This is a genomic window from Pseudorhodobacter turbinis, assembly GCF_005234135.1.
GTDB lineage: Bacteria > Pseudomonadota > Alphaproteobacteria > Rhodobacterales > Rhodobacteraceae > Pseudorhodobacter > Pseudorhodobacter turbinis.
The window spans coordinates 1,764,586-1,781,909 of the sequence record NZ_CP039964.1 but is presented as its reverse complement, the minus strand read 5'-3'; the positions used below and the strand labels follow the sequence as shown (position 1 = coordinate 1,781,909).

Here is a 17,324-nt window from a genome sequence, read left to right as displayed (position 1 = left end):
ATATGCGCATCCAAGGGCCAAAGGCCAAGGGGTGTTTAGCCGCGCCGTGCGATCAGATCGGCATGAAGTCCGCGTGGGGCCACGATAATCCCTGCGGTACGCGGATCAGCCTCATTGAATTTGAGCGCGGCACCCTTGCCATCACTGGCCACAGCGCCGGCTCGTTCGGCAATTAATGCCCCCGCCGCAATGTCCCATTCCCATGTCGGACGAAAGGCCAGCATTGAATCGTAACGGCCCTGCGCCACAAGGCAAAGCCGGTAGGCAAGCGATGGCCGGAAGGCGCGATCCAGCGTCGGCACCCCTGCGGGCCAATGCCCTGCTGCCATATTGGGTTTAGAGGTCAGCACGCTTGCGTTATTCGCCTCTATCGCCGCCGAGGCCGCGATCAATTTACCGTTGCACAGGGCCGGCCCCTGCGCGTGGGCGCTATACATGCGGTCTTTGGCGGGAAGATAAACGGCGGCTGCGATGATCACGCCATCCTCGGCAATCGCAAGCGAATGGGCAAAGCTGTCCTGCCCGTCGATAAAGGCGCGGGTGCCGTCAATCGGGTCGATGATAAACACACGCCGCGCACGTAGGCGGTCGGTGCCATCGGGGGTCTCTTCGGATAACCAGCCGTAATCGGGGCGCGCAGCTTGCAGGCGCGTGGCCAACATATCGTTCACGGCCAAATCCGCCGCCGTTACTGGCCCCGCATCCCCGCCCTTGTCCCACACCTGCGGGTTACGGCGGAAATGCTGCATCGCGATTGGCCCCGCCGCACGCGCGGCATCGACCAAAAGCCCTAGATCGGTATCAAGCCCCGGCAAGCGTCAACCCTTCGATCAGCAAGGACGGCACGCGCGTGGACATATGCATCCGCGCATCATTCGCAGGCGTCATCCGCATTAGCATATCGCGCAGATTGCCGGCGATGGTACATTCATTCACGGCATAGGCGATCTGACCGTTTTCGACCCAAAAGCCCGATGCCCCGCGCGAATAATCGCCCGTTGTGGGGTTAATCGACGACCCGATAAGCGAGGTCACCAGCAGCCCCGTGCCCATATCGGCCAACAGCTCTGCCCGCGATTTTGTACCTTGGGTCAGGTCGATATTCGATGTACCGGGCGAGGGTGGCGAAGACGTGCCGCGTGCCGCATTGCCAGTGCTTTGCATCCCCAGCTTGCGCGCTGTGGCAAGGTCCAGGACCCAGCCGGTCAAAACGCCATCCTTGACAATCGCGCGGCGCGCCGTCGGCAAACCCTCGCCGTCAAAGGCGCGGCTGCCGGAAATGCGGGCGCGGTGCGGGTCCTCGATCACCGAAAGGCCCGAGGGCAGGATTTGCCGGCCCAGCGCATCACGCAACCAGCCCGAACCACGCGCGATCGTGGCCCCGTTGATCGCGCCCAGCATATGGCCGATGATCCCCGAGGAAATGCGTTCATCATAAAGCACCGGATAGGCGCCGGTTTTGGGCTGGCGCGCCCCGACACGTTCCAGCGCGCGGGATGCTGCAAGCGCACCGATTTCATCCGCGCTTGGCAGGTCGGCGGCGAAAATGCGGCCCTCGGCGGCCCAATCCCGCTCCATCCCTGTGCCGCTACCGGTAAAGGCCACGGCCGAGACCGACCGCGAGGACCGACCGTAGCCGCCTGAAAACCCGTTGCTGGCGGCCATGTGGATTTGGCGACGTGACTGGCTGGCAGAGGCTTCGACTTGGGTAATGCCCTCCACCGCCATCGCGGCGGCTTCGGCGCGGCGCGCATCTTCTTCCAGCGTTGCGGCGGGGACTTCCTCGGACGGGTCGCACAGTTCCAATGCGGCCATATCCCAGCCTTGCGCCAGTTGTGACGGATCAGCGAGGCCGGCATAGGCATCCTCGGGGGCTTCGCGCGCCATCGCCACGGCGCGTTCGGCCATGGCAGCAATACTGGCATCGGAAGTATCGGAAACCGACACACAGGCCTGCCGTTTGCCCATCAGCACCCGCAGCCCCAGCTCCACCCCTTCGGAGCGTTCTGCCTGTTCCAGCTTGCCTGCACGAATATCAATTGCGGTGGCAATACCGTCTACGGCAATCGCATCGGCAGCCTCTGCGCCCGCGCGTTTTGCGGCCACCAACAGCGCCTCGGTCAGCGTTTCAAGCGAGCGTGTCATCGGGATCTCCTTCACTGTGCCATAGGCAGGTAAGCCGCAACGGGCGTCAAAGCAAGCATTCAGAATAACAAAGGGCGGCCCGTTGGCCGCCCCTGTTCACCAAATTTCAAAACCTTAGAACGGCATCGGCGCGCCGTTTACGGTGATCTTGCCACCCTCAAGGAACTCCACCTGAGATGTAAAGCTGTCCGGCTCGGTTCCCGGTTTACCCAGCATGGCGGCCATCATACCAAAGGTCATAACCATGTCTTGCTGCACGAACCCCAAGGCCTGCAACTTGCCCAAAAGCGTATTTGCACCCACCAGCGACAGGTCCAACTTGCCCGTCGGCATCGGAAGCACATCACCCAAAACCAGCGGCTGCGAATTGTCAAAAGCCAATGTGCCGTTGCCCTTGAATTCAGCACCCGCAACGGTCAGCTGAACCTCCTCAACATTCACGGACTCCACCTCAAACGGCGGGGGATCTTGTGGCGCGGCTTCGGGGTCGCCGGAAAGCATGTCGATCAACGGCTTTGCCTTGCCTTTAAGCGAAACAATCAACGTTGCCGGATCACGCGGCAGGCTGGCGCCCGAGTCAATCATGCCCCAGATCGCGTCGGAAACGGTCAAACCTTCCAGCCGTGTCTCGATCGAGAAATCCTTTGCCTCATCCGACTTGGAAATTGGCAGCGTCAGGTTAAAGGCCGCCTGATCATAGGCGCCTGCCAGTTCTGGAAACGGAATGGAACTGCCAGAGACTTTCATCTCTACACCCTTGCCAATCACGCCATACGACATGCGGTCCTTGTCAATTGCGACCTTCAGGCTGCCGCCCTTGGACTTGCTGTCAAAGTTAGAGGTAGCGCCGCCTTCACCTTCGGCCCGCACCTTCAGGCTGCCGCGGTCATAGGTGAACGCACCGTCAGAACTCATACCTTTGGCAAGCTGGCTGACAATATCACTTTCCGCCATCTCGGCTGGAATTGCGGATGCGGTCACGCCTGCGATGTTATGCGCCTCACCGGCTATATCAAATGCGCCCTCGCCATCGTTACCCGTTCCTTTGGCCGAAAACATCAACGCCTTGCTGGCAAACGTAGAGGCGACAGACATGATGTCGCCCGGCTCGACATTATACGTCATCGCAAGGTCCAGAAGGTTCATGTCAATCGCCATATCGCGTGGCATACCGTCGGTTACAAAGTCGACAACGCTGACCTTGAGGCTGTCGGCGTTGTAATCATGGCTCATCGCTGCGGGCGTTCCGCTGGTGATAAGCGAGGCACCGCTTTGGGTAATGTTAAACGTACCGCTGACAGGATCACCGCCGGCATTCTCGCTTTCCATATTGAACGTGTAGGCGTTGCTCATCGTTACTTCAACGCGACCATCGCCCATTTCGCGAAAGCGGACCTCGGGGATAACACCGGCGACTTTGGCGTCATCTTGGACCAATTCGATGGTTAGATCGGTAATGGTCAAGGTGTCGCCGGCACGGTTTTCGGACCCTGTGGTTAGGGTTTGACCATGGGCGGTGCCAAGGTCTTTCCAGCTGTTCCAGGCCTCCTCGGCCGTAATGTCGGCAAGGGCAGGGGCCGCAAGAAATGCGGTAAGGGCAGAAATAGATGTAATCGTCAAAATGCGCGAGGTCATCGGTCGGGTCTCCGTATACGATTGTTGTGGCGTAGCATCTGCGTGTGGTGAGGGCGGGTCAAGAGGGCACGCGGAGTAAGATGGTAACGATTGAATATGATTTCCGTGATTGGCTGGCTGGAGCCTACCGTAAAACTGCGTTAGCATTTGGTAAATAGGCTGAATTGGGGGGTAAATATGCAAGGCAAAGTGGTGGTTATCACAGGCGCAAGTCGCGGTATCGGGGAGGCAACAGCGCGGGTTTTCGCCGATGCGGGTGCACAGGTGGTGCTGCTCGCGCGGACGGTTAGCAAAATAGAGGCGATTGCCGCCGAAATCGGGCGCGGTGCCATGGCCTTGCCTTGCGATGTCAGCGATATGGGGTCCGTGCAAACCGCGTTGGGCCGTGTGGCTGTGGAATGCGGCGGGCTGGATGTGCTGATCGGCAATGCGGGGATGATTGATCCGATCGCTCGTATCAGTGACGCCAACCCCGATGAATGGTCGCGTGCGATCGACACCAATCTCAAGGGCGTGTTTTACGGTATGCAGGCCGCGATCCCGTTGATGCGGGCGCGGGGCGGGACGATTATCACCGTCTCCTCCGGTGCGGCCCATAACCCGCTTGAGGGGTGGAGCGCCTATTGCGCCGCCAAGGCCGGTGCTGCCATGCTGACCCGTGCCGCCCATCTGGAAGAAGGTGCCAACGGATTGCGCGTCATGGGCATGTCGCCCGGAACCGTCGCAACCAATATGCAGGTGAAAATCAAGGCCAGCGGTATCAACCCGGTAAGTGAGCTGGACCCCTCAGTTCACATCCCCGCCGACTGGCCCGCACGCTTGATGCTGTGGATGTGCGGCCCCGGTGGCGATGACTGGCTTGGGCAAGAGGTCTCTATGCGCGATGAAACCATCCGCCGTGCCGTGGGGTTGATCGCATGATAGAGCTTGCAATCGAGGAGGGCGTCTGGACCGTAACCATCAATCGCCCCGAAAAAGCCAACTCGCTGACAGCCACGATGCTGGGTGAATTGGCGGATATCGCCGAGCGGGCCGCCACCGAGGGCGCACGCGCGCTGATCCTAACCGGTACAGGCCGCGTCTTTTCCGCAGGCGCCGACCTAGAGGAGGCCCACGCAGGGCTGGCCACCAATCCGGTATGGGAACGCCTTTCAGGGGCCATCGCGGCCCTGCCTTGCCTGACAATCGCCGCCCTGAACGGCACGGTTGCCGGCGGCGCGATGGGGATGGTGCTTGCCTGCGATCTGCGTATTTCTGTGGCTGGGGCCAAGGTGTTTTACCCCGTCATGCGGCTGGGGTTCTTGCCCCAACCCTCTGACGTGCCACGGCTTGTGCGGCTGATCGGACCGGCGCGGGCGTCCATGATCCTGATGGCCGGCCAAAAGATCACGGCGGCCGAGGCGCAAACATGGGGCCTTATCGACCGCGTGGTGGACGAAGACGTGGTGACCCTCGCCCATACGCTGGCGGGTGACGCGCTGGCCGCCGCCCCTGCCCATGCAAGTGCAATCAAGCGGATGATCTGGGGCTTGGCATTGTAGGTCGCGCGGTTTTCAGGCAAAAGCGCGCATCGCCATAGGAGAATATTATGGATTACGGCAAATCGGGTGCGCCTAATAAAGGCAAGAACACCGCACGTTATTCGGAACATAACGCCAAGGGCAGCGACAAAAACCCTTACGGATCGCAAGAATCCAAGGCCGATCTAGTCGCGCGCATGAAAGCGGCGGTTGAGGCAAAGAAGGCCGCGAAATAACTAAATAGGCTGGCCCTGCAACAAGCGGGGCAAGTCGCCCTCCAGCCCCGCTGCCGTGCGGATAAAACGGCGGCGCAGGCCGGGCATGGCGTTGATCGCTCCCATGCCAAGATCGCGCCCCAGTCGCAAGATCGGGTTATCGTTTGAAAACAGCTTGTTGACCGCATCCATGCCCAGCGCAAGGCTGGTCACATCAAAGCGCCGCCATTGCTGGTATCTGTCCAGAACATCCGCAGCGCCGATATCTTCGCCCCGCCGCGCAGCCTCTATCAAGACCTCGGCCAAGGCGCCGACATCGCGCAGCCCAAGGTTCAACCCTTGGCCCGCAATCGGATGCACCCCATGCGCCGCATCCCCCACCAGCGCCAGTCGTGGTGCGGTAAAACTATTGGCCAGCGTCAGGTTCAGCGGATATGTGAACCGCGTTCCGGCCAATGAGATCTCACCCAGAAAATCACCGAAACGCGGGCGCAAGGCGTCAAGGTAATCCGCGTCGCCCAGCGCGTTGATGGCATTGGCGCGGGCTGTCTGCTCGCTCCACACGATCGACGACCGATTGCCGCCGGGCAGCGGCAAAATCGCCAGCGGGCCTTCGGGCATAAAGAACTGATGCGCGATACCGTTATGCGGCAAGCTGTGGTTGATCGCTGTCACCAAGGCGGTCTGGCCATAATCCCACCCCGTGCGGGGGATGCCTGCGCGCCGGGCCACGCCGCTTTGCCGGCCGTCACAGCCCACTAGCACCCGTGCGCAAAGCACCTGACCCGAGGTGAGCGTGACCGTGGCGCCATTGGCCGAAACCTCTTGTGCCACAACGGTTTGGCCCGAAAGCAAGGTGATGCCGGGCGCATCAGCCATCGCGGCCAAAAAGGCGGCATAGAGGTGGCGATCCTCAACCATAAAGCCCATCGGGCCTTCCTCAATTTCGGCATGATCGAAGTGCAGGAAAAACGGTGCTGCCCCTTGGCCTGCATGACCGTCCGAGGCTTTTATCTCTAGTATCGGTTGTGCCTTATCGGCAATGCGCGGCCACACGCCAATCACCGAAAGCAACCGTTTCGACCCCAGCGCCAGCGAATAGGCACGCCCGTCAAAACCGGTCTTTGCACGGGTCGGCGCTGGGCGGGCATCGACCACCGTCACTCGCAGCCCGCCTTGCGCCAAAGCCAATGCCAATGCAGGCCCGTTCAGCCCACCACCCACAATCAAGATATCGGTATCATGTTCCATAGGGCTAAATATGTCTCTTTCACCGGCTTTGTCCATGCGACCAAGGCACACGGCCCTACATATACCATTGTCCAAAGGCGGGCTTAACGTTAGCTTTTGCTAATTATTGGCAAAAGGTGGGTTATGACGGGCAATTGGCTTTGGATGACGGCGGCGGATTTGGGGCGCGGGATTGAGGCGGGCAAGATCCACCCCGTAGAGTTGACCGAGGCCTATCTGGATGCGGCGGATAAACACCCCGAGGCCGGCCGCATCTATTCACGTATCACCCCGCGCCGCGCAAGGTCCATGTCAATTGCTGCGGCAGATCGGGCCCGGGCAGGGCAGCGGATTGGCCTGCTGGATGGGGTTCCGATTTCATGGAAGGACCTGTTCGATGCCGCCGGCGCGCCCTGTGAGGCAGGGTCCGCGCTGCTGAAAGGCCGTGTGCCGGAAACCGATGCGCAAGTGCTGACAACCGCCACCGCGCAAGGGCTGGTGTGCTTGGGCAAAACCCATATGTCAGAGCTGGCCTTTTCAGGGCTGGGGCTGAACCCCGTTACCGCCACCCCGCCAAATGTGAATGACGCGGCGGCGGTGCCGGGGGGGTCATCCTCGGGGGCGGCGGCATCGGTTGCCTTTGGGCTGGCGGCGGCGGCGATCGGGTCTGATACCGGTGGATCGGTGCGTATTCCGGCGGCATGGAATGATCTGGTCGGGCTGAAAACCACGCCGGGGCGGCTGTCAAATCAAGGGGTCGTGCCGCTTTGTGAACGCTTTGATACCGTTGGCCCATTGGCCCGCAGTGTCGAGGATTGCGCCCTGTTATTGGCCGCGATGGAGGGCAGAAAGCCCGCGGATCTGACTGGTGCAAGCGTGAAGGGCGCGCGGCTTTTGGTGCTTGAAACCGTGGCGCTGGATGACCTGCGCGAGGAACCCGCCCGCGGGTTTGAGGGCGCGGTAGAGGGGCTTGCCCGCGCCGGCGCCCGCATCGAATCCGGTAAGATAGAGGAAGTGACCGAAGCAATGGGCCTTGCCGCGATTTTGTTCACCGCCGAGGCCTACGGGATCTGGGGTAAAACCATCGAGGCCGCGCCCGAAAAGATGTTTCCGCGCATTCTGGAGCGGTTCCGGTCCGGTGCCGCCTTTGCCGCGTCTGACTATGTCGCCGCTTGGCGTCGGTTAGAGGAATTGCGCAAGATCTGGGCGCAAAAGACGGCGGCCTATGATGCGGTCATCCTGCCCACCGCGCCGAACCTGCCCCCTGATGCCAAACGGCTGATGGAAGATGATGAATATTACGTTACCGAAAACCTGCTAACCCTGCGCAACACGCGTATCGGCAATATGTTCGGCCTTTGCGGCGTCACTTTGCCAACGGGTCAACCCTCCTGCGGGATCAGTTTTATTGCCCCGCCAATGCAGGAAGAGCGCGTTTTGCGCCTTGCATCCGCGGCAGAACGGGCACTGGGCTAAGGCCAGTAAAATTTTGGGAGAGGGACGCAAAAGACACAATCGCCCCCCCCAAGCGCACTAAATCAAAGCGTTTTTCTGGACCCGCGGGCAAACCATCGTTATCCTGCTTTCAAACGGGGCGAAATGACCCCGATAAATGAGGCAGCAATGGCATTTCCTGAGCGGTTTTCGAACCTGCCAGAATACGCGTTTCCGCGACTACGCGCACTTCTGGATTCCCATCCGGCGGGTGGTGAGGCGATCTCCATGACGATTGGAGAGCCGCGACACCCCATGCCCGATTTCGTCGGCCCGATTTTGGCACAAAATCTAGATGGTTTTGCCAAATACCCCCCAAATGATGGGACGCCCGAACTTCTGGCGGCAATCGCGGCTTGGGTGCAGCGGCGCTATGGCGTGGGCCTTGGCACCAATCAGATCATGGCATTGAATGGAACCCGCGAGGGGCTGTTCAACGCCTCGGTGGCACTTTGCCCTGAAATGAAATTAGGCAAACGGCCCGTGATCTTGATGCCCAACCCGTTCTATCAGGTCTATGCCGTGGCCGCATTGGCGATGGGGGCTGAACCTGTTTATGTGCCCGCAACCGCCGCCACGGGGTTTTTACCCGATTACGCCGGTCTGCCGCGTGATATTCTGGACCGCACGGCGATTGCCTATTTGTGCTCACCTGCCAATCCGCAGGGCGCGGTTGCAAGCACGGATTACTGGGCGGACCTGCTGACCTTGGCCGAAAAGCATGATTTCCGCATTTTCGCGGATGAATGCTATGCCGAGATTTACCGCAACGCGCCGCCCCCCGGCATCCTTGCCGTGGCGCAAACCATCGGCGCGGACCCGGAACGCGCGCTGACGTTTCATTCCCTTTCCAAACGATCGAACTTGCCGGGGCTTCGGTCCGGTTTTGTGGCGGGCGGGGTGCAATCCATGACCCGCATCCGCCAGCTGCGTGCCTTTGCCGGCGCGCCCCTGCCCTTGCCAATCCAAAAGGTATCGCAAGCGGCGTGGGAGGATGAGGCGCATGTCACCGCCTCTCGTGCGCTTTATGCCGATAAATTCGACCTCGCGGACCAGATTTTCAGCGGTATCCAAGGCTACCAATCCCCCGATGCCGGTTTTTTCCTGTGGCTTTCGGTGCAGGACGGTGAGGATGCGGCGTTGAAGCTTTGGCAGGAAACCGGCGTGCGTGTGCTGCCGGGGGCTTATCTTTCGCGCGATGTGGCGGGTGAAAACCCCGGCGCGGGCTATATCCGGGTGGCTTTGGTCGCCCCAAAAGAAGAAACACAGCGCGGGCTGACCCTGCTCCGCGACTGTCTCTACGGGCAAGGACATTAGAGCATGGCATCTTATCAGATCAGGCAGCGCGATCCTTTGGTGGATCAAAACACAGCGGCAATGCTGGAACGGCGCGGGCGCGAGTTGCTGGGCATCGGGCTTATTGTTCTGGCCTTGGCTTTTACCGCCTTGCTGGGCAGCTATTCGGCCACAGATCCGGGCTGGATGGTGGCAACCGATGCGCCGGTCAACAACTGGCTGGGCCGGCTTGGGGCCTCCATCGCGTCGACATTGTTTATCATCGGCGGGCTTGGGTCTTGGGGGATTCCGTTGATCCTTGGCGCTTGGGGTCTGCGCTTTGTGAGCCATACGGGCGAGGATCGTGCCATGGGGCGTGTGGTCTTTGCCGTGATTGCCGTGGCGCTGGCGTCGGTTTTTGCGGCAACCCATGTGCCGGGGCCAAACTGGCCGCACGCCGCGATCGGGCTGGGGGGGCTTTTTGGCGATACCGTTCTGGGCGCGATGCTGGCGATTTTGCCGATTGGTGCGGGGTTCGGGCTAAAGCTGCTTTCGGTTGCCTTCGGTGCCGGCCTGCTGGCGATGGGGCTGTATGTCACCGGCTTTGATATGCGGGAAATCAACGTGATCAAGCGCTTCGTCATCTTTGGCGCGATCAGTGCCTATGCGATGGCGGCCTCGGTTGCGGGACAATCTGCCGCTGGTGCTGCCCGCGCCGCGCAAAGCTATGCCGAAAAGAAGCGCGCCCAACGTGAAATGGCTGCCAGCCATTCGCAAGATGATCTTGTCTATTCCGATCGGGTTCCGCACGCGCCTTTGCGGGCTGACCCCGCAATCGGTGGCTTTGGTCGCCCGAAATCGCTGCGCCCCAACGCGACCCACGGCTATGATTTGCATTCCGCCCAGCAGCCAGAGGCCGAGCCTTTGGTTGCGCAACGCTACAGCGATGAGGTCGTGGAAAAGCCGGCCGACAAACCGAGCCTTCTGGCGCGTATGCCGCAGCTTATCCGCCGCGCTGCCATGCAGCAGGCAGAGCATGAGCCCGTGGCCGAGCCGCCTTTGCGCAGCGAAGATCGCATCAAGGCGCGGATCAATGATGTTATTCGCTCTCGGGTGCGGCAGAACCCTTCGCCCCAAGCGGCCACGGTGCAATCCGCGGTTCAGGCCGCAATTGCCCGTCGTGAACCGCCGTTGACAGGCCAACGTGCGCCCGCAGTGCAATCTGCGCCAAATCATCGGCCTGTGGTACATGCGCAAGCGTTGACACATGGCCCCAATATGGAACGCCTCGGGGCGCCGTCCCGCGTGGTGCCCAAGGCACCGGAATGGCTGAATGCCGATGAAGATACGGAAATCGCCGAAACACCCGACGTTTGGGATGAGGAAGTCGCAAACTTCGATCACAGCCAAGAACAAGACGACTCCGTGTTTTCCGATGATGATGATGATATAGCACCAGAGGTTATCCGCGTCTCGACCCCCCTGCCCCGCGCGCCGGTGGTTGAACAACGCCGCATCGTGCAACCTGCCGCGGCCAAGCCGATTGCCCCCTCACGCCAAGCCAAGGCAGAGGCGCAACCACATTTGAAGTTTGAGGAAAAGCACAGCGACTATGAGCTGCCACCGCTGAGCCTTTTGACCAGCGCCGATACCGTCCAGCGCCACACCCTGTCCGAGGAAGCGCTGGAAGAAAATGCGCGAATGCTGGAATCGGTGCTGGATGATTACGGCGTGAAGGGCGAGATTGTCGCCGTGCGCCCCGGCCCAGTGGTTACACAGTATGAACTGGAACCCGCTCCGGGCCTCAAGGCCAGCCGTGTGATCGGCCTTGCGGATGATATCGCGCGGTCTATGTCGGCGCTTTCGGCACGGGTGTCCACCGTTCCGGGCCGTTCGGTCATCGGGATCGAGCTGCCGAATTCATGGCGCGAAAAAGTGGTCTTGCGCGAAATCCTTGCTGCCCGTGATTTTGGTGACAGCGCGATGAGCCTGCCACTGGCGCTTGGCAAGGATATCGGTGGAGAGCCTATTGTCGCCAACCTTGCCAAAATGCCTCACTTGCTGATTGCGGGGACAACCGGCTCGGGTAAATCCGTTGCGATCAACACGATGATCCTGTCGCTGCTCTATAAGCTGACGCCCGAGGAATGCCGGCTGATCATGATCGACCCGAAAATGCTGGAGCTTTCGGTTTATGACGGCATCCCGCATTTGCTTTCGCCAGTTGTGACCGACCCGAAAAAGGCCGTTGTTGCCCTGAAATGGGTGGTCGGCGAAATGGAAGAACGTTACCGCAAAATGTCCAAAATGGGCGTGCGTAACATTGAGGGCTATAACGGTCGCGTCCGCGAGGCGCTGGCCAAAGGCGAGATGTTCAAGCGCACGATCCAGACCGGCTTTGATGAAGATACTGGCGAGCCGGTGTTTGAAACCGAAGAGGATACACCCGTTTCCTTGCCCTATATTGTGGTGGTCGTCGATGAGATGGCCGACCTGATGATGGTTGCCGGCAAAGAGATTGAGGCTTGCATCCAGCGCCTTGCGCAGATGGCGCGGGCGTCGGGGATTCACCTTATCATGGCGACACAACGCCCCTCGGTGGATGTGATCACCGGCACGATCAAGGCCAACTTCCCGACGCGGATCTCGTTCCAGGTAACGTCGAAAATCGACAGCCGCACGATTTTGGGCGAGATGGGTGCCGAACAACTTCTGGGCATGGGCGATATGCTTTACATGGCCGGTGGTGCCAAGATCACCCGCATCCACGGGCCGTTTGTCTCGGATGAGGAAGTCGAAGAAATCGTGAATCACCTCAAGAGCTATGGCCCGCCGTCCTATATGTCGGGCGTGGTTGAGGGCGTGGATGATGACAAAGAAAGCGATATCGACCTTGTTCTTGGTCTCGGCTCCAGCGACAGCTCGGAAAATGAACTTTATGATCAAGCGGTTGCTGTGGTTGCCAAAGATCGTAAATGCTCCACGTCATACATCCAGCGCAAACTGGGGATCGGTTATAACAAAGCCGCAAAACTGGTGGAGCAGATGGAGGAAAATCACGTTGTTACCGCCGCCAATCATGTCGGCAAGCGCGAGATTTTGCTGCCCGAGCATTGATAAAATCCGCTGGACGGTGGGCAGTACCCCGCCGTCCAGCGTGATCTTCGGGCAAAAACTTGCTCACATCCGCGTGTTGGCATCGCGCAAATGGATGCAGGGCGCGCCCGTCATGCCTATATGTATCTGATAAGGCGTAATGAGTGGGACCAACCCGATGAACCGCAGATCTTTTTTCCGTTCGATTGCAATGCCCTTTGCGGCGATGACATTCCTGACCGCATTGGCCATACCTGCCGCTGCTGAAAAAATCACGCTCCAGGAATTGTCGCGCTATCTTAATGCGCTGACCACGGCCGAGGCAGAGTTTACCCAGATCAATTCTGACGGCTCCATCGCCACGGGCCAGATTTACATTCAGCGCCCCGGCCGCGTGCGCTTTGAATATGCCGCGCCTGACAACAATCTTGTTATTGCCGGCGGTGGGCAGGTCGCGATTTTTGACGCGAAATCCAACCAGCCACCAGAGCAATATCCGCTTTCCCGCACACCTTTGTCGATCATCCTTGATAAGAATGTCGATCTGGGCCGCGCCAAAATGGTTACGGGCCACAGTCAGGATGGCAACACCACCCGCGTTCGCGCCCAAGACCCCGAGCATCCGGAATATGGTTCTATCGAGCTAGTCTTTACCTCAGCGCCGACAGAGCTGCGGCAATGGATCATCCGCGATGATAGCGGGGCCGAAACGACGATGATCTTGGGGGAAATGAAAAAGGGCGCAAAACTGAAGGCGTCGCTGTTCAATATCTCTATGGCGACGCGGCAGCGGCAATAAAAAAGGGGGCGATTTGCCCCCCTGCCCCGCTATTTTCCGCAACTTACCAATTGGGCGCGGTATTGCGCAGCCCTGTCAGCCACCTTTTGGGAAACCAGCAGCAACCATGGCTTGCTGCGATAGGTGCCGCGCGCATAGCCGGTGCGCCCTTCGTGATAGGCAAGGTAATGGGCGCGCGCATCCCATTTTGACAGCCCGAGATCCTTTTCCGACTGGTCCATATACCAGCCCATGAAATCGGTGGCATCCGAAATGCGGTCCCGTCTGGCAGAGCCGCGGCGCTGTTTTTCTCGGTATTCATCCCATGTGCCATCCAGCGCCTGGCTATACCCATAGGCAGAGCTTTGACGCCCAAGCGGAATGATCCCCAAAGCCCATTTATGCGGTGTCTTTGCATCACCGATGAACTTCGATTCCTGATGGATCGTCGCCATCTGCACATGCACCGGAACACCCCATTTGCGTTCTGTTGCCTTCATGGCGCGGTAATACTGCGGTCGCTCGCGCGCAATGCTGCACGCGTTATCCAAATCACGGGGCGCCGAGAAATTGCCACCGCCACAAGAGCCTAGCAACAACATCAATACCGACGCGCGGAGAAACCTGCTCATATGCCCTCGCACATTATATTTTGCATGTACCTTAGGGCAGATTTCGCAAAAGGGGAATGGGGCAGCGCACCGCCTCAGATCAGAAAAGCGAGAGTGAGCGGTAAAGTGATGACCGACAGCAACGTCGAGACAATCACCATCCCCGCCACCGCATCGGCATCCGCGCCGTATTTGGCGGCAAGCATATAGGTCGTGACCGCAACCGGCGTGCTGATCTGCAAAACCAGCACCGCCAGCGCGACAGGTTCCAGCGCAAAGCCAAGCCCTACCCCCAGTGCAACCGCAACGCAGACCGCAACCCGCAGCAACGACAGCCACAACGCCTGCCCCAACCGCCCCGGCGAAAGCCGCGCGACGGCCACGCCCAGCGTGATCAGCATCAGCGGAATCGCCATCTGCCCGATCATCTCCAGCGCGTTGGTCAGCCATGTCGGCGTATGCCAGCCTTGCCACAAAAACAGCGCGCCAAGAAGGGTGCTGACCACCAAAGGTTCGCGCAACACCTTCAACGGCGAGCCGCCTTGGGAAACCAGCCATATCCCGTAGGTAAAGCCCCAGATCCCCGCCACAGCAAAGATCACCACGGCATAGCCGATCCCAGCCTCACCAAAGGCAAACAGCGCCAAGGGCAGGCCCAGATTGCCGGTATTGCCAAAAATCAACGGTGGCAGATATGTCCGGCGCTCCAGCCCCAACACGGCGGTCAGCCCCCAAAAGAGCAACGTCAGCGCGCCATAAGTCGCAATCGCGGCAAGCAGCATGCTGGTAAGCGCGGCAGGCTCAATCTCGGTTTTCATCAGGGCGGTAAAGACCAAACAGGGTGTCGCCAGCATCATCGCCAAGCGGGTCACAAACTCCATCCGGTATTCAAAACCGGCCTTAACCCAGATAAAACCGATTGATGCCAAGATCGCGACGGGAGCCACTATTTCCAATACTGTTAAAATTAGATTCACAGTCTGTTTCCCTGTTTTGCTGCCTTGCCCGGTGGACAAGACCCAGTGCATGGCATTACTAGTCGGCCCAATGGGGTGCAACTAATGCTTAAATCACGCGCGAAATATCATCTGGGCCAAGTTTTGCGCCATCGTAAACACCCGTTTCGCGGGGTGGTTTTTGATGTCGATGCGATGTTTTCCAATACCGACGAATGGTATGAAAACATCCCCGAAGAAAGCCGTCCGAACAAAGAGCAGCCGTTTTACCACCTGCTCGCGGAAAATGATCAAAGCTACTATGTGGCCTATGTGTCAGAGCAGAACCTGATGCCGGATGAAACCGGTGAACCGGTAAGCCACCCCGACCTCTCTGATCTGTTCGGAGAGTTTGAGGATGGCTTTTACCCGCTTCAGTTCAACCTGAATTAAGCACGCACCGCACGTGACATTTGCACGGCCAAGATCCCGCCGGCGATGATGACAACCCCTGCCACATCCCAAAGTGTCAGGCTTTCGCCCAGAAACAGCGCCGCTATTGCCACCCCGAAAAACGGGTTAAGGAAATGGAACGCCGCCGCGCGAACCGCCCCGATCCGGGCAACCAGCAAGAACCAGACCCATGTCGCCAAAAGCCCCGGCACCAACGTGGTATAGGCAAAGGCCAGCCCCAGACGCGGTGTCCAGTTCACATCCCATGTTTCCAATGCGACGGCGGCAACTGCCAATAACGAGGCGCCAACCAGCATTTGCAAACCGACAATCATCAGCAAATTGCCACCGCTTGAGGCCGTGCGCACCGAAAGCGTCGCAAAAGCAAGCGCCAGCACCCCGATCCCGCAAAACAGCAGCCCGACCAAATCCACCCCGTCCGAAATCCGGTGGCCCATAATGATGCCCACGCCGACCATCCCGGCCAACAAGCCCGCATAGCCCAAGGGCCGCAACCGTTCCTTAAAGATCGCCCAGCCGGCAAGCGCCACCAAAAGCGGCATGGTAGAGGCCACGATGGCGGCCAGTGAGGCCTCTACCCATTGCATCGCGACAAAGTTGAAGCCGAGATAGAGCGCGTTCTGACACAGGCCAAATATGATCGTCGCCCGCCACTGGCTGCGTGTCAGCCGTGCGGTTTGCCCAAGGGCGGCGGCAATCGCAATCCCGATCAACCCCGATGCAAAGAAGCGCAATGCCAAAGCCGTCAACGGTGGTGCATCGGCCACAATCATCCGCGCCGAGGTAAAGGCAGAGGACCACATGAACGCAAAAGCCAGCCCCATGAATATCGCGCGTACATCCATTCCGTTCGTCCCTTGTTCGTTAAATTTCGTTATATTGGTCGGGCATAAACGGCACGTCGGTATCACCCGGCTTGGCGCCTGCCGCGGTCAACATCGCGTGGATTTGCCCGCGATGATGGGTCTGATGGTTAAAGAGTTGCAGCACCAGAATGCGTTTCGGTTTGGTCACATCCTTGCCCAAAGCGCCGGAATGCCATGTCAGATCGCCCTCAAACCACGCAGAGTCCACCCCATGCGCCCATTTCAGGATCTGGCGATCAAAAGCGGCGCGATCAGCGCAAAACCGCGCCCAGCCTTGGGGCAGGGCGGTTGATTGCGCGATGCCACCTTGCGGGGCGGGGGTTTCGGCAAAACGGCTTAGCCAGATGCGATCCCCCCAAAGCAAATGCGCAAAGGTCGCCTCGATGTTGTCAAAGAAACTGCCGCGCGCCTTTTGCCGTGTAGGTTGGTCCAATCCGGTCGCGGCCTGAATCAGGTTTGCGTTTTGCCACACATTATAGCGCGCCATGGCAACGGCATATTCCTTGTTCGGCATCACGCCCCCCTTATCTGAAAACCAGAAAGCGCCAAGCCAAAGAAAAAGGCCACCCCCATCACGCGGGGCGGCCTATTAAATCCGGCAAAGCCGCGATCAAAGATCAGTCGTTGACCGAATCTTTCAAAGCTTTGGCGATGGTGAATTTCACCTGCTTGTCAGCCCCTTTGGTCATGGTTTCACCCGTTGCAGGGTTGCGCACCTGACGCTCGGGGCGTGCGCGGCATGCCATTTTGCCCAAGCCGGGAAGCGTGATCGCACCACCGCTTGCAACTTCACGGGTGACAATCGCTGCAACTGCTTCGAGAGCGGTCGTCGCGACTTTCTTGTCGGTGCCCATTTCTTCGGCCAGCGCTGCAATCAACTGCGTCTTTGTCATTGGCTTGTTCATTAGTCCTGTCTCCATTGTCTTGCCCTGCCGTTCGTTGGGGGCATATATGCAGCCCTTGTGGGCGAATGCCCCCGCTACACAGGTTTTTACGCCTTAAATCAAGCACAAATTCCGGTAATGAGTGAATGTTGAGTGGGTTTTCCCT

17 protein-coding genes are annotated in these 17,324 nt (G+C 59.4%); 8 read left to right on the top strand and 9 right to left on the bottom strand.

What is annotated here, in order from left to right:
* Positions 1–35 precede the first annotated feature (35 nt).
* The 3 genes from EOK75_RS08525 to EOK75_RS08515 all read right to left on the bottom strand — a co-directional run bounded on the left by EOK75_RS08525 (position 36) and on the right by EOK75_RS08515 (position 3,780).
* Complete coding sequence (locus EOK75_RS08525; RefSeq protein ID WP_137193547.1) at positions 36–815, bottom strand: 3'(2'),5'-bisphosphate nucleotidase CysQ; 780 nt, start codon at positions 813–815, stop codon at positions 36–38.
* Positions 802–2,145 carry a TldD/PmbA family protein gene (locus tag EOK75_RS08520; protein WP_137193546.1) on the bottom strand — a complete coding sequence of 448 codons (1,344 nt, stop codon included), beginning with the start codon at positions 2,143–2,145 and terminating at the stop codon, positions 802–804. The genes EOK75_RS08525 and EOK75_RS08520 overlap by 14 nt, the downstream gene beginning before the upstream one ends.
* 114 nt (positions 2,146–2,259) lie before the next feature.
* On the bottom strand, positions 2,260–3,780 hold the full coding sequence (locus tag EOK75_RS08515) for a DUF2125 domain-containing protein (RefSeq protein WP_168199190.1): 1,521 nt from the start codon (positions 3,778–3,780) through the stop codon (positions 2,260–2,262).
* Positions 3,781–3,957: 177 nt separating this feature from the next.
* On the opposite strand from EOK75_RS08515, the gene EOK75_RS08510 reads away from it, so the two are divergent.
* Genes EOK75_RS08510 through EOK75_RS20795 form a run of 3 tightly spaced genes read left to right on the top strand, consistent with a single transcriptional unit; the run spans position 3,958 to position 5,536 of the window.
* Complete coding sequence (locus EOK75_RS08510) at positions 3,958–4,701, top strand: SDR family oxidoreductase (RefSeq protein ID WP_137193544.1); 744 nt, start codon at positions 3,958–3,960, stop codon at positions 4,699–4,701.
* Positions 4,698–5,321, top strand: coding sequence for an enoyl-CoA hydratase/isomerase family protein (locus EOK75_RS08505; protein ID WP_137193543.1), 624 nt, complete (start codon positions 4,698–4,700; stop codon positions 5,319–5,321). Before EOK75_RS08510 ends, EOK75_RS08505 begins: the two co-directional genes overlap by 4 nt.
* A 47-nt stretch (positions 5,322–5,368) precedes the next feature.
* Positions 5,369–5,536, top strand: a complete 168-nt coding sequence (locus tag EOK75_RS20795; RefSeq protein ID WP_168199189.1) for a hypothetical protein — start codon at positions 5,369–5,371, stop codon at positions 5,534–5,536.
* Here the strand turns inward: EOK75_RS20795 and EOK75_RS08500 are convergent, their stop codons facing one another.
* Positions 5,537–6,766 (bottom strand): UbiH/UbiF/VisC/COQ6 family ubiquinone biosynthesis hydroxylase, encoded by a 1,230-nt coding sequence (locus EOK75_RS08500; protein ID WP_137193542.1) that lies wholly within the window; start codon positions 6,764–6,766, stop codon positions 5,537–5,539.
* Positions 6,767–6,889: 123 nt separating this feature from the next.
* Here EOK75_RS08500 and EOK75_RS08495 point away from each other — a divergent pair, with 123 nt between their 5' ends.
* The 4 genes from EOK75_RS08495 to EOK75_RS08480 all read left to right on the top strand — a co-directional run bounded on the left by EOK75_RS08495 (position 6,890) and on the right by EOK75_RS08480 (position 13,409).
* Positions 6,890–8,221 (top strand): amidase, encoded by a 1,332-nt coding sequence (locus EOK75_RS08495; RefSeq protein ID WP_137193541.1) that lies wholly within the window; start codon positions 6,890–6,892, stop codon positions 8,219–8,221.
* Between the two features lie 147 nt (positions 8,222–8,368).
* Positions 8,369–9,556 carry an aminotransferase class I/II-fold pyridoxal phosphate-dependent enzyme gene (locus EOK75_RS08490; RefSeq protein WP_137193540.1) on the top strand — a complete coding sequence of 396 codons (1,188 nt, stop codon included), beginning with the start codon at positions 8,369–8,371 and terminating at the stop codon, positions 9,554–9,556.
* A gap of 3 nt (positions 9,557–9,559) precedes the next feature.
* Positions 9,560–12,631: a DNA translocase FtsK gene (locus EOK75_RS08485; RefSeq protein ID WP_137193539.1), complete on the top strand. Its 3,072-nt coding sequence runs from the start codon at positions 9,560–9,562 to the stop codon at positions 12,629–12,631.
* 157 nt (positions 12,632–12,788) lie between these two features.
* Positions 12,789–13,409, top strand: coding sequence for a LolA family protein (locus EOK75_RS08480; RefSeq protein WP_137193538.1), 621 nt, complete (start codon positions 12,789–12,791; stop codon positions 13,407–13,409).
* A 29-nt stretch (positions 13,410–13,438) separates the two neighbouring features.
* Here EOK75_RS08480 and EOK75_RS08475 read toward each other — a convergent pair whose 3' ends face one another.
* Positions 13,439–14,020 (bottom strand): transglycosylase SLT domain-containing protein, encoded by a 582-nt coding sequence (locus EOK75_RS08475; protein WP_137193537.1) that lies wholly within the window; start codon positions 14,018–14,020, stop codon positions 13,439–13,441.
* 74 nt (positions 14,021–14,094) lie between these two features.
* Positions 14,095–14,976, bottom strand: a complete 882-nt coding sequence (locus EOK75_RS08470) for an AEC family transporter (protein ID WP_137193536.1) — start codon at positions 14,974–14,976, stop codon at positions 14,095–14,097.
* 84 nt (positions 14,977–15,060) lie between these two features.
* On the opposite strand from EOK75_RS08470, the gene hspQ reads away from it, so the two are divergent.
* Complete coding sequence (gene hspQ, locus EOK75_RS08465) at positions 15,061–15,387, top strand: heat shock protein HspQ (RefSeq protein ID WP_137193535.1); 327 nt, start codon at positions 15,061–15,063, stop codon at positions 15,385–15,387.
* Here the strand turns inward: hspQ and EOK75_RS08460 are convergent.
* The 3 genes from EOK75_RS08460 to EOK75_RS08450 form a co-directional block, all read right to left on the bottom strand.
* Positions 15,384–16,253, bottom strand: a complete 870-nt coding sequence (locus tag EOK75_RS08460) for a DMT family transporter (RefSeq protein ID WP_137193534.1) — start codon at positions 16,251–16,253, stop codon at positions 15,384–15,386. The genes hspQ and EOK75_RS08460 overlap by 4 nt on opposite strands.
* 19 nt (positions 16,254–16,272) lie before the next feature.
* Positions 16,273–16,788, bottom strand: a complete 516-nt coding sequence (locus EOK75_RS08455; RefSeq protein WP_137193533.1) for a DinB family protein — start codon at positions 16,786–16,788, stop codon at positions 16,273–16,275.
* Positions 16,789–16,891: 103 nt separating this feature from the next.
* A complete protein-coding gene (locus EOK75_RS08450) occupies positions 16,892–17,179 on the bottom strand; it encodes an HU family DNA-binding protein (protein ID WP_137193532.1) in 288 nt (95 codons plus the stop codon).
* Between the last annotated feature and the right edge of the window lie 145 nt (positions 17,180–17,324).